This is a genomic window from Vibrio sp. V19_P1S1T109 (genome assembly GCF_002241375.1).
GTDB lineage: Bacteria > Pseudomonadota > Gammaproteobacteria > Enterobacterales > Vibrionaceae > Vibrio > Vibrio anguillarum.
On the sequence record NZ_NDIM01000047.1, the window covers coordinates 1 to 14803 of the forward strand.

At 44.8% G+C, this 14803-nt stretch carries 11 protein-coding genes and 1 riboswitch; of the genes, 9 read left to right on the forward strand and 2 right to left on the reverse strand.

The window, feature by feature from the left end:
- The first annotated feature begins 299 nt into the window (after positions 1 to 299).
- The 4 genes from B9J87_RS02350 (at position 300) to putP (ending at position 6817) form a co-directional block, all read left to right on the forward strand.
- Positions 300 to 1124, forward strand: coding sequence for an AraC family transcriptional regulator (locus tag B9J87_RS02350; RefSeq protein WP_017042345.1), 825 nt, complete (start codon positions 300 to 302; stop codon positions 1122 to 1124).
- Between the two features lie 291 nt (positions 1125 to 1415).
- Positions 1416 to 4538 carry a bifunctional proline dehydrogenase/L-glutamate gamma-semialdehyde dehydrogenase PutA gene (gene putA, locus B9J87_RS02355; protein ID WP_081245186.1) on the forward strand — a complete coding sequence of 1041 codons (3123 nt, stop codon included), beginning with the start codon at positions 1416 to 1418 and terminating at the stop codon, positions 4536 to 4538.
- A 21-nt stretch (positions 4539 to 4559) separates the two neighbouring features.
- Positions 4560 to 5258: a 1-pyrroline-5-carboxylate dehydrogenase gene (locus B9J87_RS02360; protein WP_017042347.1), complete on the forward strand. Its 699-nt coding sequence runs from the start codon at positions 4560 to 4562 to the stop codon at positions 5256 to 5258.
- Positions 5259 to 5326: 68 nt separating this feature from the next.
- Entirely contained in the window at positions 5327 to 6817 is a 1491-nt protein-coding gene (gene putP / locus B9J87_RS02365) for a sodium/proline symporter PutP (RefSeq protein ID WP_017044927.1), read from the forward strand.
- Positions 6818 to 7150: 333 nt separating this feature from the next.
- On the opposite strand, the gene B9J87_RS18005 is transcribed toward putP, so the two are convergent.
- Entirely contained in the window at positions 7151 to 7360 is a 210-nt protein-coding gene (locus B9J87_RS18005) for a hypothetical protein (protein ID WP_038169496.1), read from the reverse strand.
- A 118-nt stretch (positions 7361 to 7478) separates the two neighbouring features.
- Between B9J87_RS18005 and B9J87_RS02375 the strand changes: the two genes are divergently transcribed.
- The 3 genes from B9J87_RS02375 (at position 7479) to B9J87_RS02385 (ending at position 11510) form a co-directional block, all read left to right on the forward strand.
- Positions 7479 to 9368, forward strand: a complete 1890-nt coding sequence (locus tag B9J87_RS02375) for a methyl-accepting chemotaxis protein (RefSeq protein ID WP_013868194.1) — start codon at positions 7479 to 7481, stop codon at positions 9366 to 9368.
- Positions 9369 to 9590: 222 nt separating this feature from the next.
- Entirely contained in the window at positions 9591 to 10073 is a 483-nt protein-coding gene (locus B9J87_RS02380; protein ID WP_094149281.1) for an Lrp/AsnC family transcriptional regulator, read from the forward strand.
- 21 nt (positions 10074 to 10094) lie between these two features.
- The gene (locus B9J87_RS02385; RefSeq protein ID WP_094149282.1) at positions 10095 to 11510 is read left to right on the forward strand and encodes a coniferyl aldehyde dehydrogenase; all 1416 of its coding nucleotides are present in this window, start codon (positions 10095 to 10097) and stop codon (positions 11508 to 11510) included.
- Here B9J87_RS02385 and B9J87_RS02390 read toward each other — a convergent pair.
- Positions 11507 to 13405 carry an SgrR family transcriptional regulator gene (locus tag B9J87_RS02390; protein ID WP_094149283.1) on the reverse strand — a complete coding sequence of 633 codons (1899 nt, stop codon included), beginning with the start codon at positions 13403 to 13405 and terminating at the stop codon, positions 11507 to 11509. The two genes, B9J87_RS02385 and B9J87_RS02390, sit on opposite strands and share 4 nt — an antisense overlap.
- Before the next feature lie 145 nt (positions 13406 to 13550).
- On the opposite strand from B9J87_RS02390, the gene B9J87_RS17695 reads away from it, so the two are divergent.
- Together B9J87_RS17695 and ribB are read left to right on the forward strand one after the other, a co-directional pair.
- A complete protein-coding gene (locus B9J87_RS17695; RefSeq protein WP_013868191.1) occupies positions 13551 to 13688 on the forward strand; it encodes a hypothetical protein in 138 nt (45 codons plus the stop codon).
- Positions 13689 to 13870: 182 nt separating this feature from the next.
- Positions 13871 to 14028, forward strand: a riboswitch (FMN riboswitch).
- Positions 14029 to 14120: 92 nt separating this feature from the next.
- Positions 14121 to 14777 (forward strand): 3,4-dihydroxy-2-butanone-4-phosphate synthase, encoded by a 657-nt coding sequence (gene ribB / locus B9J87_RS02395; protein WP_094149284.1) that lies wholly within the window; start codon positions 14121 to 14123, stop codon positions 14775 to 14777.
- Positions 14778 to 14803: the final 26 nt, after the last annotated feature.

Below are 14803 nucleotides of genomic sequence, written 5' to 3' on the forward strand. Positions count from 1 at the left end.
ATTACTAGGTGACTGATTTTGTAAATTTTATAATTGTGCATCTTCATTTTGAGCCTAATAGCGAAATATGCAAGTCTCTATTTTCGATCTATTTAGGGGTTTTGGGATTGAACACACATTGACCGTAATTTATGTGCACTTGATCATTGTTCCGTTTTGAAAAATCGATCTCATTTCACCCCTAAACTTAAGCTTCATATGCACTTTGATGTTTAATTTTTAAAAAAATACAGCTTTGTTTTCGCTCCTGATAGTTTTGTTATAACATCAGCTTCTAACCTCAACCATGATGCAGCAATATGAGTGACTTTTCTTCGGCTAAGCTATCTAACTATCAACAAAATGACAAAGTTTTGTCGCCTAGGCCGGCAGAGTTAGTGACATTACCCTCGTACATGGAGTGTCATGATCATAGTTATACCCAAGTCGTTATCGGATTAAAAGGCCAAGCTGAGTTTGAAGTACAAGGTGTAGGCAATTTGGTGGGGCCGGGGCAAGGTTGTGTCGTTACCTCTGGAACTGGCCATGCGTTTGGTGGCGTCGTTGGGCAGTCGGATATTTTAGTGCTTAATCTTCCAATCTCCTGTGGAGATGACCCTTTGCTTCTACAAAAAATGAATGAGCTGTCGAATGCGGATATTTACTTTCAACTGGATGGACAAATCCAAAAGCTGATCCAATTGCTGGTTAAAGAGATGCAATCGAGTCCTGATGATTTACTGTTGAGCCGTGCCTGCAATGACACCGTGATGGCATTACTGCAACGTCATATTTCTGTATTTGAAACGCATCGCAAAGAGTCTCGTTTTGATCTTGAAGCGATTGATCGTTATATCGATCTGCACCTTGGTCGTAAAATTTCAGTCGCTCAATTAGCGGGCCGCGTTTATTTAGGTGAAAGCCAATTTCATATGTTGTTCAAAGAGCAAATGGGGATCACGCCTCATCAATATTTGTTAGGTAAACGAATTGATATGGCAAAAGATTTGATTGAGCAAGGTTGTTTGAGTTTTGGTCAAATTGCGGAATTAACGGGCTTTTCTGGACAAAGTACCTTCACTCATTCATTTACTCGCTTGCAAGGTATTTCTCCATCGCAATACCGAAAATTGTGTCGTCGCTAATTCTTTATATCCCTGCCTCTTTTTTGTTTGTAATTCCCACATCATTTTTATATTGCTTGCCTTGAACTATCGGCAACACGTGCACCTTTGGTTAAATTTTGGAAACAATGTTGCTATTTTCTGCTTTGTGCATGATGTCAATTGATGTGATTGTGTTTTTATTTTGTTAATAGCCAGAGTTTTTAGCAAAAAACTCGGAGTTTTTGACAAGTATTCTTCTCGCGCTCAAAATACACTGCCAGCCATTGCAGGAAACCCGACCTTTTTCGGGAGTGAGATTGAGGAAAACGCATGTTTACAGCAACAGATGTGTTGAATGCAGAGTTTATCGAGCAACCGCTTGATAAGCTGTGGTCGCTGATCTCTCCACTTTATATGGTGGACGAATCTCAATGGCTGAAGCAGTTATTACCGCTGGCAACAGCTACAGAATCAGAAAAATCGGCGATATTAAATAAAACAACCCAGTTAATCGAAGCGATCCGAGCCGACAAAAAAGCGGTGCAAATGATCGATGCCTTATTACTTGAGTACAGTTTAGATACGCAAGAAGGTATTTTGTTGATGTGTTTGGCTGAAGCTCTGATGCGCATTCCCGATGCGGAAACCGCGGATGCTTTTATTAAAGATCGCCTCAGCGTTGCGGATTGGAAATCTCATCTGAAAAATTCTGACTCTGTCTTTGTCAATGCGTCCACGTGGGGGTTGATGCTGACTGGTAAAGTGATTGGCCTTGCTGATGTGGATACGACTAGTCCAACGCAGGCGGTTAATCGTCTAGTGAATAAGCTTTCTGAGCCAGTGATTCGTAAGGCGATGCACCAAGCGATGAAGGTGATGGGCCACCAATTTGTGCTAGGCCGAACCATTGAAGAAGCACAAAAAAATGGCCGTCCTATGCGTGATAAAGGCTATACCTATTCATTTGATATGCTCGGTGAAGCGGCGTTAACCACGGCCGATGCCAATAAATATTTCAAAGATTATTTGATGGCGATTGAGGCGGTTGGCCGCGAGAAATATGGCTTATCAACCAGCCCGGCACCGTCCGTATCAATCAAGCTTTCTGCATTGCATCCGCGTTATGAGGTGGCTAATCAAGAGCGCGTGCTGAGCGAGCTTTATAGCACACTGCTACAGCTTTTAGCCCGTGCTATCGAGCTGGATGTGGCGATCACTATTGATGCAGAAGAAGCAGACCGTTTAGAGCTGTCATTAAAGCTATTTGAAAAGATATATCGCAGTGAGCCCGTGAAAGGGTGGGGGAAATTTGGTTTAGTTGTACAAGCTTACTCTAAGCGCGCTTTACCCGTTTTAGTTTGGCTTAATGGGTTGGCGAAACAGCAAGGTGATGTGATCCCACTGCGTTTAGTCAAAGGGGCGTATTGGGATAGCGAAGTGAAGTGGTCTCAGCAAAGTGGCTACAGCAACTATCCGGTATACACACGTAAAGAAGCTACTGATGTAGCCTATTTGGCTTGCGCTCGTTTTCTTTTAAGCGAGGGTGTTCGTGGTCATATTTTCCCTCAATTTGCCAGTCATAATGCACAAACCGTGACCGCGATTGCGGTGATGTCACAACACAAAGATTTTGAGTTCCAGCGTCTGCATGGCATGGGTGATGCTCTTTATCATCATGCAATGAAAGCCTATCAACAATCGGTGCGAATTTATGCTCCAGTAGGTAGTCATAAAGACTTACTGCCTTATTTAGTTCGTAGATTGCTTGAAAATGGTGCGAACAGTTCGTTTGTGCATCGTTTAGTTGATGCTCGTTGTCCTATTGATACGTTAACGCAACATCCCGTCGATATGTTGCTCTCGTTTGATTCTTTACCAAATACCAAAATCCCTTTGCCACCGCATATCTTTGCCGAGCGCGTTAATTCCTATGGTGTCAATATTGATATTGAAAGTGAGGCAACGCCTTTTGAAGCGAAAGTAGAATGTTGGCTCAGTAAACAGTGGCATGCTTCTCCTATCATCAATGGTGTTGCTCAGTTCGAAAGCATGATCAAGGTAGGGGCATCGCTGGAAGTTGTGACTGCGCCGTATGACCGTAGGAAGCATGTTGGACAAGTGGTATTTGCCAACCTTGATCATGTTTCCGAAGCTATCTCAATAGCGGAGCAATCCTTTGCTGCTTGGAAGCAAGAAGAGCACAGTGTTCGCGCGGGCAAACTTGATAAACTTGCTGATTTACTCGAAGAGAACTTGGCTGAACTGGTCGCCATTTGTCATCACGAAGCAGGGAAAACCATTCACGATAGCATTGATGAAGTCCGCGAAGCGGTAGATTTTTGTCGCTATTACGCCAAACAAGTTTCCGCGTTAACACCCTTTGAAGTGACGAGTTTTGATAATGAAAAGCGTAAAGTGAGTCGTGAAGGTCGTGGTGTTTTCGTGTGTATTAGCCCATGGAACTTCCCTCTTGCGATTTTTCTTGGGCAAATCACGGCAGCGTTAGTTGCGGGTAATACGGTCGTTGCCAAACCCGCAGAACAAACCAGTTTGATTGCTTCGCGTGCCGTGGAACTGATGTTGGAAGCTGGCTTTCCTGCTGGCGTTATCCAATTGTTACCCGGACGTGGTGCAGAAATTGGCAGTGCGCTGACTTCTCACCCTGCCATTGCAGGTGTCGCGTTCACTGGATCAACAGCGACCGCGCAACGTATCAATCAAGCTCTTGCTCAACGTGACGCCGCGCCAGTGCCGTTGATTGCAGAGACGGGTGGGCAAAATGCGATGATCGTTGATAGTACGGCTTTACCCGAGCAAGTGGTGAGAGATGTGATTCGTTCTGCCTTTGCTTCGGCCGGGCAGCGCTGCTCTGCATTACGAGTGCTATTTGTTCAACAGGATATTGCCGATCGCATCATCAGCTTGATTCATGGTGCGATGAATGAGCTCAAGATTGGTCTTCCTTACCTCCACAGTACAGATGTCGGCCCTGTTATTGATGAAAAAGCCAAACAAAAGTTGCTCTCTCACATTGAACAGATGACCAAGACACAGACCAAAGTTGCGCAATTAGAACTCAGTTCGGAGTGCCAACACGGCGATTTTGTACCGCCAGCGGCTTTTGAAATTTCAGATATTCACTGCTTAACCGAAGAACAATTTGGGCCGATCTTACATATCGTGCGCTTTAAAGCGCGTGAGCTGGCCGATGTAGTGCAGCAAATTAATCAAACTGGTTTTGGTTTAACCATGGGGATCCATAGCCGCAATGAAACGACGTATCGTTGGATAGAAAAACACGCCCGAGTAGGTAACTGTTACATCAACCGTGATCAAGTGGGTGCGGTGGTGGGCGTGCAACCATTTGGTGGGCAGGGGCTTTCTGGTACCGGACCAAAGGCAGGTGGCCCACATTACTTATACCGTTTTACTCAAACTGAATTTTCTCAGTAATAAAGGCTCAGGAGAATTAGCATGGTTCATCAAGTAACACGTTTTTCTGACGCTTTTTCAGCATGGGAAAATTGGAATATCACCGATTTTGATTCTAAATGTGAGTGCTTACTTTCATTTAAAAATCTACTAGAAAGCGCTATGCCACAACTGGCAACAGTGATTTCTTACCATCTTCATCAGGCATCGGCGCTGTTGGCGCATTCGCATCAATTGATCGGTCCTACTGGAGAAACCAATGAGCTATACACCGCAGGTCGGGGCGTGGCTGTGATCATCCAAGGTGAACACAGTGATAAAGCGCAACAGGCGGTGGCAGCTCAGCTTTGTGCCGCTCTTGTGGCAGGCAATAGCGTCGTCTTATGTAGTGACGATGCGATGTTGATTCGAACACTGCAAGCGGCATTTGAGCAGTCAACACTCCCTACTAATCTCATTCAGTTTACGTCTTTTGATGCTTATCATCCGTTGATGGCGTCGGACGTTCGAAGTGTAGGTTACGTTGGGAACACTTCGGTTGAGCGTAGCCTCAACCGTCAGCTAGCTGATCGTAATGGTGCGATTGTCAGCCTAGTTTCTGAAACGGACTTGAGCGCGATCCCCGTGGCTCATGATCCTCACTTATCGTTGCGCTTTATTACCGAGCGTACTCGCACAATAAATATAACAGCAGTGGGTGGTAATGCGACCTTGCTTGAGCTTGGTAGCGAAACCCATTAATCCTTTCTGTTTTATCCTCTTCTTCGGAAGAGGACATGGAAGGCGATCTTTTAAAGAGGACAAACACAATGGAAAATAGCTTTGCTATTACAACCACCTTTATTCTGTATCTTATTTTGATGCTGGCTATTGGTGTGGTTGCATACCTTCGAACGAAAAACTCCGCAGATTATTTCTTAGGAGGGCGATCACTGGGCCCTTGGCCTGCGGCTTTATCGGCGGGTGCATCTGATATGAGCGGTTGGTTATTGCTCGGTTTACCTGGTTACGCGTACGCCGCTGGTATTGAGGCTTTCTGGCTAGCGGGTGGCTTATTATTGGGCACATGGGCTAACTGGTTAGTGAATGCTAAGCGCTTGCGCACTTATAGCATCACGACAGATTCATTAACATTACCTGAATTTTTATCACGCCGTTTTAATGATAAATCTAAACTGATTCAAACCATTTCAGCCTTCTTTATTTTGCTGTTCTTCCTCTTTTATACCAGTTCTGGCCTTGTAGCTGGCGGTAAACTATTTGAAACGGTATTTGGTTTAGATTATTCAACCGCAGTTATTATTGGCACCATTTGTGTGGTGTCTTATACACTGTTTGGTGGATTTTTAGCCGTTTCTTGGACTGACTTAGTGCAAGGCCTATTGATGGCAGCGGCATTAATGATTGTGCCCATCGCGGCAATCAACGGTGGTTTGGGTCAACTGAGTCAAGATCTATCCGCAATAAACCCAGAGCTACTAACGCTGTGGCATGATGTGAAAGGTGAGCCGTTAACGGGTGTTGCCATTATCTCATTAATGGCATGGGGGCTTGGTTATTTTGGTCAACCCCATATTTTGGCGCGCTTTAAAGCTTCCCGCTCAAATAAAGATCTCACCACTGCACGTCGTATTGCGGTCATTTGGACCGGTTTATCCATGGCGGGAGCCTTGTTGGTTGGCTTAGTTGGGCTTGTTTATGTGACGAACACAGGTTCGCTGGAGCTGGCAGATGGTGAAAAAATCTTCATGCTGCTAGTGAATGCGATTTTCCATCCAGTTATTGCAGGTATTTTGCTTGCGGCTATTCTTGCGGCAATTATGAGTACCGCTGACTCGCAATTATTAGTTTCTTCCTCTGCGTTAGCGGAAGATTTTTACAAGCAAGTCATCAAGCAAGATGCAACGTCGGAGGAGATCGTTCGTGTTGGCCGCTTTGCTGTGATTCTAATTTCTATCGTTGCGTTAGTGCTGGCCATGACACCAGATAGTTCCGTGCTCGGCTTAGTCTCGTATGCATGGGCGGGCTTTGGCGCCGCATTTGGCCCTGCAGTGGTATTGAGCCTTTATTGGTCTCGAATGAACCGCAATGGTGCACTAGCCGGCATTATTGTTGGTGGCGTGACAATTGTGGTTTGGAAACAACTGTCTGGCGGTTGGTTTGATGTGTATGAAATTGTTCCTGGGATCATTTTCTCTGTACTTGCGATCGTTGTGGTGAGCTTAGCGACAGCTGAACCCGAAGAGAGCGTGAGAGCACAGCACGTGACCTTTAAAAAGCAGCTGGTTGAACTAGATTGACATTCATACCGTTGTTCAATAACTAGCCCCTTTCTGAGGGGCTTTTTTGTACAGGTTAGATTGTGTAGTGTGCTTAGCAGAAAATAAGGAGATTGGGATGGACGTTTTTTGAAGATAGCTCACGAAACACACACTAAAGTTTGAGAAAAATGAACCTCTAGGCGCAAAATGTGTCAATTATCAATAATGATGCAAATTGTAGGGATTATTGGACCATGTCAAAAGCTTATTGCACCTGCTGTCGTAAAGAGACACCACATAAAGTCGTAATGAAGCGCTGTCAGTCAGAACCTTGTTCAACGTGGCAAGGTGTTCAAAAGTTTTTTGCGCTCATTATACAAGGTGAACCTCATTACAAAATGGAAAAGCAAGGTTTTTGCCGAGTATGTAATCACCCATCAACATTAAGCCACACTGACTTCTCACGCGTCCGCGTTCTCTAAATACTTCCAGCACTGCGCTAAGTTTTTTGGCGTAGTGCGCTTCTCGCTCAAAAGATAATTTTGCTTTTATTCGGCTGACTAAGTTTGATTTAGCGCACATTCACGTGCCGTTCTATTGCACGAGTGTCAAGTATTGGGAACTTAGGCAAAGTAATAATCCATAGTTGTAATACTCTCAAGCCCATTACTTTGGTGAACAAGCTTCAAGGAGCATTGCAATGCAATTGAGTTTAAAGAGAAAAATGGTGTTCTCTGTGGTTGCTGCTATTACATTGACAGCCGCTGCATTGGTTATGGTTGGCTATCAAACCTTTAAAACCGACAGCTGGAGAGCGATTGAGAGTGAAGCGCGTAATACATTACAGGCTCATGCAAAAGGGATTGGTGACTGGTTTAATGGTAAACAAAAAACGCTGCTAGGATTAAAAAACGAAATCGAGCGTAATCCACAATTAGACATTGTTCCTCACCTACGCCAAACCTTGGAGTCTGGTGAATTTGGGCTGAGTTATTACGGTAATGAACAGGGCGATATGATCCGCAATGACGGATCGCGTAACCAAAATGGTTATGATCCTCGTGAGCGTGGTTGGTATAAAGAAGCCAAAGTCGCGGGTAAACCGATCACAACCGCCCCCTACGTCAGCGTTACCATGCAAACCTTAGTGGTGACATTGGCAGAACCTGTCCGTCAAAATGGCCAACTGATTGGCGTCGCCGCTTCCAATTTAGCTTTGGGTAAATTGATCAAGGACGTCTTAGCTATTGAGGTTCCCGGGAAGGGTAATGCTATTTTGGTGAACACCAAGGGGCTAATTGTTGCCCATCCCAATCAAGAGCTTATTTTAAAACCTACCCAAGAAATGGCCTCACAACTGACCATTCAAAGCATATCAGAAGCGGCAAATTCTCAATTACCACTCTTTGTTGATATTGATGGTCAGGCCAAGGTATTGATGGCGCAAAGTATTGAACATACCGACTGGCTGTTGGTTATGGTGATGGACAAAACTGTTCTTGAACAGCCACTCAATGACATGCTATTGAAACAGAGCTTGATTGGCTTGATGATTTTAGTGATCTTGGCATTAGCGACCTCATGGTTCGTCGCTCGTCAGTTGAATGAGTTGAGTAATATTGCTCAAGCTTTGTCAGATATCGCCGAAGGTGATGGCGATTTAACCCGTCGTTTAGCCGTTCGCAGCGATGATGAAGTCGGTATCTTAGCGGATAAGTTCAATAAATTTGTCGATCGCATCCATGTCATGGTGCAAAGCGTGCGTGATGTTTCCGTTTCCCTTAACCAAGGAGCGACACAGGCCGCGAGCTCAGCCAGTCAACGTAGTGAACGGATTCGTACTCAACAAGATGAAATTACTATGGTTGCAACTGCGGTAACTGAAATGGCGTCTGCGACCGCTGAAATCGCGGGCAATGCTGATAATACCGCTAAAAATGCCAATGAATCGGTTGAGCTTGGTGCACAAGGCTATCGCCAGATGCAGCAAAGCAAACAGTCAATCAATCAGTTAGCACAAGAGCTTAGCAGTGCTGTGGGTATCATTGGTGAATTAGAAGTGCACGCTAATGAGATTTCAACCATTCTGTCGACCATTCGCTCGATTGCAGAGCAGACAAATTTGTTGGCCTTGAATGCGGCGATTGAAGCGGCGCGCGCCGGAGAGCAAGGTCGTGGCTTTGCGGTTGTAGCTGATGAAGTCCGAGTGCTTTCTCAGCGTACTCATGCCTCTACCGAGGAGATCCAGTCTAAAATTTCCGGTTTGCAAAAGGTAACGACCAATGCTGTTTCTGTCATGACGGAAAGCCATAAACTGGTCGAAACAAGTGTGCAAGATGTGAACCATACAGGAGAAAGCTTACACGCAATCAGCGAAGCCATTCAGATGATCAGTGATATGGCAACACAAATTGCATCAGCAGCAGAAGAGCAATCTTTGGTGACAGCGGATATTAATGGCAACACCGAATCGGTACGTGAAGTCAGCGACCAACTCGCCAGTGATGCGCAAAATGCAGTGCAACAAGCTCATGAAATGCACCGTTTAGCCAATGAGTTAGATAAAGAAATTTCTCGTTTCAAACTGTAATCATCTCAACGTACTCAAAGTAAAGAGGCGATAAATAGATTACAAACAAGAAAGTGGGTGCTTGCTCACTTTCTTTTCCTTTTTTCTCCTCAGTCTTTTTATTATAACGTTCCTCTATTCTATGTGATTTATATCACAATGCCTTGTGATGATAGGTTGGTTTAACTCTGTAAGCCATTATTGTATGCCATATCACTTCTTTTGAGAGCGCCGTGCAAAACCATGAGCCTAGACCGCATCGACCAACAGATCTTACGTATTTTGCACAGTAAAGGACGGCTTCCCGTTGTTGAGCTGGCAAAGTTGGTGAATTTAACCACATCTCCTTGTTCTGATCGTGTCAAACGCTTAGAAAAGGAAGGGTACATCAAAGGCTACCATGCAGAACTGTGCCCAGAAAAGTTAGGTCTGGATGTACAAGTGTTCATTCATATTCGATTGGATCAAACCAGTTTCTCTATTTTTGAGCGCTTTTCACAAGCAGTGGCGGACATCCCAGAAATTGAAGCATGTTATTCATTGTCCGGTGATTTTGACACCATGATCAAAGTGAGAGTGAAAGATATGAAAGCCTACCAAAATTTTATGTCTGGCAAGTTGGGTACATTGCCGGGAGTGATTCAAACGCGCAGTGAATTTGTGATTGAAGAACATAAAGCCAGCTTTGGCATTAATCCTGAGCTCATTTCCAAGACGCTGCCTTAGCTGCGAATGAGGTGAAATACGGTGCAAGAAACAGAACAGCAACAGTCCTTAACTAAAGACGTTACGACACTTTTTACTAGATTAAAACAGCAGACAATAGCAGAGCCGTATCCTAGCCTTGAGCAAAGACGTATTTGGTTGCAGCGCTTAAAAACCGCGTTACTCAGTGAACAGGCCGCGCTCGTTGAGGCCTTAAATCAGGATTATGGTTATCGGAGTCGCTTTGATAGTACAGTTTGCGATCTGCTACCGGCCGTTTCACACATTAATTACACGCTAAAACACCTCAAATCGTGGACAAAATCGCAATCGCGTCATGTAGGTTGGCTATTACTGCCGTCGACAGTGAGCGTTCACTATCAACCCTTGGGTCTTGTGGGGGTGATTGTACCTTGGAATTTTCCTATCGTGCTCAGTATGGCTCCATTAGTCACCGCATTGGCAGCAGGTAATCGCGCTATGGTCAAATTGAGCGAACATACGCCCTGCACCAACCAAGTGTTGATGCGTATTTTTGCGACGGTCGATGAAGCGGTTGATACTGTAGAAGGTGGGGCTGACGTTGCCGCACAGTTCAGTGCGTTACCCTTTGATCATCTGTTATTTACGGGGTCAACACCGGTAGGTAAATTGGTTGCCCAAGCGGCTGCGAAAAACCTAACACCAGTAACGTTAGAGCTTGGCGGGAAATCCCCCGTGATCATTGCACCTGATGCTGACCTTGCGCGTAGCGTTGATAACATCATGCTTGGCAAAGCCATCAATGCAGGGCAGATCTGTGTTGCTCCTGATTATGTTTTACTGCCGGAAGGCAAACAACAAGCCTTTGTGGAGCTCTATCTGCAACGCTTTAAGCGCTATTTTTCCACTAAAGATGGCTATGATACGTCACATATTATTAATCAAACCCAGTTTGATAGGCTGCAACAATACTTAGACGATGCTAAACAAAAAGGGGCCACATTGCATCCCGTAGAAGGCGATGCAAAAGCGGGAACGTATCAATTTTTGCCTTGCTTAGTGACGAATTTGAAGGTTGATATGTTGTTATCCCAACATGAGATATTTGGCCCCATATTGCCGATATTGAGTTATCACAGTTTGGATGAAGCGATAGCTTATATCAACGCTCGCCCACGTCCGTTAGCTTTATATTTAATGAGTGATGATCACGAGGTGATCAAACAGGTTAGTACACAAACGCATAGTGGTGGCCTAGCTGTGAACGATACTCTGTTACATGTGGCCGCCGATGATGCCCCCTTTGGCGGTATTGGCGATTCTGGGGTTGGGCACTATCACGGGATTGAAGGTTTTAAGACCTTTTCACACGCCAAAACCGTATTGTTTTCTAAGCGTTGGTTGCCACGTAGCCAGTGGATGCTGCGTTATCGTTTAGTGATGCTGGCAATATTACGCAGGCTATTTATTCGCTAATCAATGGACCACACATTTTTAATATCAGGCCATCCCCAGTTGGTCAGTGCAACGTCTTTGAGCACACCCTGAAAACGTAATGTTTGCTTATGGTGGAACAAAGGGACGAGGCAGTATTCGTTGATCAAACTCGATGCTAGCGGTTCCAACGCGATAAGGTAGTGTGTCAATGGTGTCGTTGATCGAATGTCGATTAACGCTTTGAGCAGCCATTGGCTCTCTGCGGGGCCAATGCAATGGTGCAACATTGGGTTGCCAAATAAGTGGCTAAATGCACTGAAATGCCGATTGTCATCTAAATTAATATTGGTGATAACTATGGTTTCGTACAATTTGCCTTGCTGGGCCAGAAAATTCAATTCTCGGTAGGAGTAAATGTTGACGGCAGCAGTCAGCCCCATCTCCTCTAAAATATGTTTCACACCGAAGGCGCAATGAATCAGTACCGTGTAGTCATAGACGGCAATCGAGATTTGATTTGGCAGGCTTGCTTTGGGCGCTGGTGGTCGCACCACAGGTTGCCATACTGGCAGTAGGTTACTGGCAACGACTGCGTCAAACTTAGTTGGTTGTTGTGCTAAATAGTGCTCTAGTTTTTCTCCAGATATCTCGGTAGCTAGGTAGCGTTTCTGATTTTCATTGAGAGGTGAATGAGCACCTTGATTGAACAAAATAAACATGCAGCCATCTTCCACTCTTGATGACTGATTAGAGGTGATGATCGCCAGTTCTTCAACGTTACTCAGCTCTACATCGTGGTGGCAAGAGATGTTTTGTTGCTGATTTTTTTGTTTGATATGCATGCCTTGAGGGTACAACTCGTCTTCATTTAAAATCCAAATTGTGACGTGATCCGTTAAAGCTCGGCAGCCATAGAATTGGTCAAATGCGCTTAAAATGAGTTTGTGAGGTGAGTGATCTTGAACTTGAAATGGGCCACAACCTGTCACCATTGGGGAGTATGCATTGTTCACTTGGCTGGCTGGTTGAATTGAATATTTGACGCCAGAGAGCAACCCTGCAAATCCTAAATCAGATTGATTAAGAGAAAATACTACTTTTTGTGGTTGTGGTGCGCTTACATCAACCAAATGCGCGAGCTCTTTTTTGTACTCTTCCAAACTAGAGAGTTTGGCAAATAAACTCACGATCGTATTAGCATCAATCGGTGAGCCATCGTGAAACGCTAATCCGGGGCGAAGATAAAATACCCACTGAAAATGTTGTGCATCATACTCCCAGTGATGGGCTAATTCTGGATGAAAGCGTCCTTGTTCATCACACTGGATGAGGCAGCAATAGATTTGCCTGAGCAGAAATCGCTCACTACTACGTTGTATTTGATGGGGCACTAGCCGTTCAAATGGTCGTTTATACGTCAGTTGAATGTGTAAGCGACCTTCGCGAATAGATGCGCCGGAAGTACTTTGCAACAAACGCCCAAACACTACCTCATCATTATCCAGTATGGTTAAGGCTTTTTCATATTTCCCAGCCAAAATTTGCTCTTTCGCGAGCGTTTGTTTGATTGTGTCTAAATCGAGGTTCAGGCGCAGTATCGAGCGTTGGTTACGTCCGACTTTGGGTTGCCAATTGAGCCAACCTTGTTGCTGCATTTTAGCCACCAGATTTCGTGCATGACGCGGTGAGGTGAATAAAAATTCTGCAACCTGTGTTAACGACACTTTAATCTCTTGACCCACACCAAGCACGGTCAGGCGTGTGTAATAACGTAATAAAGTAAGATCAGACACTCGCAAATCCTCTGGATGAAAGGGAAGAGATAGGCAGTTCAGTTCTTCGCACGGCCTTGCGCTTTGCCCTCCTTGATGGTCAAGTTGTTTGGTTATAGTAGCGAATTTATGAAGAACTAAATAAGAAATATTAATGATTATTTGTTCCTCATTTATTGATTTTTAGTTTTTAAATATCGTTTTAAGGTTAATTTCGATGATATGAGGAATTAAAAAATAAAAAATTCTCAGTTTTTGTATTCCTTGTTTTGATTCACAATCAACGCATCGATAGCTGAGGAGGTGAATGATGAACGACCCCATAACGACTGACACCAAACAGCCAACACCGCTGGCGATCTATTACCGCCAGCGTTTAGAAAAATCACGTAACCCTATAGAGGTAATGGCGATTTTAGCTCTGATTCATTTATGTCACTGGTGACCATGAATAAAGGCATCTTGCATACCCTAAACTCTTGAGTTAGCTATGCTCCTGTTACCCCCCAACTGCATAATTGCAGGATGCCTTTCCTTTTCGATGCACATCACTTTTTCTTCGTCCTACTTTTCATCTTTATCGTAAACGACTACCATGACATCGCTTTTTTAAAGCCAATTTATATTTTAAATTCTCAGGGCGGGGTGAAATTCCCCACCGGCGGTGTGTTTGTTTTTTTCAGTTGAGAAGGCAGATAAGCCCGCGAGCGCTCGATGTATCGAGGTCAGCAGATCTGGTGAAAAACCAGAGCCGACGGTTATAGTCCGGATGAGAGAGAATGAAGAGACGCCAGTTAGTTCGCTAGCTGGTGCAATTTGTTTTGGATTTGATCCCTCATAGCAGCCCTGATTCTGGTGATTTTTTAGGAGTACAACCATGAATCAGCTATCTCTACTTGCCAAATTTGGCGACCCTATTATTCGTGTTGAAAACGCACTGTCTGCGCTTAAAGAAGGGCGAGGCGTGTTGTTGCTTGATGATGAAGATCGTGAAAATGAAGGCGATATCATTTATGCGGTTGAGTCACTGACCACACAACAAATGGCACTGATGATCCGTGAATGCAGTGGCATCGTCTGCCTATGTTTGACCGATGAACAGGCTAATCAACTACAACTGCCCCCGATGGTAATGCATAACAATAGCGCAAACCAAACCGCTTTTACTGTCTCGATTGAAGCAAAAACAGGTGTAACTACGGGCGTTTCAGCGCAAGACCGAGTGACCACAATAAAAACCGCGGCCCGCTTTGATGCTAAAGCCGATGATCTTGCACGCCCCGGCCATGTCTTCCCACTTCGCGCTCGGGCGGGAGGTGTTTTGGCTCGTCGTGGGCATACGGAAGGGACGGTTGATCTTATGCAAATGGCGGGTTTAATGCCTGCGGGCGTATTGTGTGAACTCACCAATCCTGACGGTTCCATGGCCAAAACACCCGAGATCGTTGCGTTCGGGCAAAAGCACAATATGCCTGTATTGACGATTGAAGATATGGTGCTGTATCGAACAAGATTTGAACTCAAACAGGCTTAATGAATGCCGAAGGGAGGCTAGGTGCC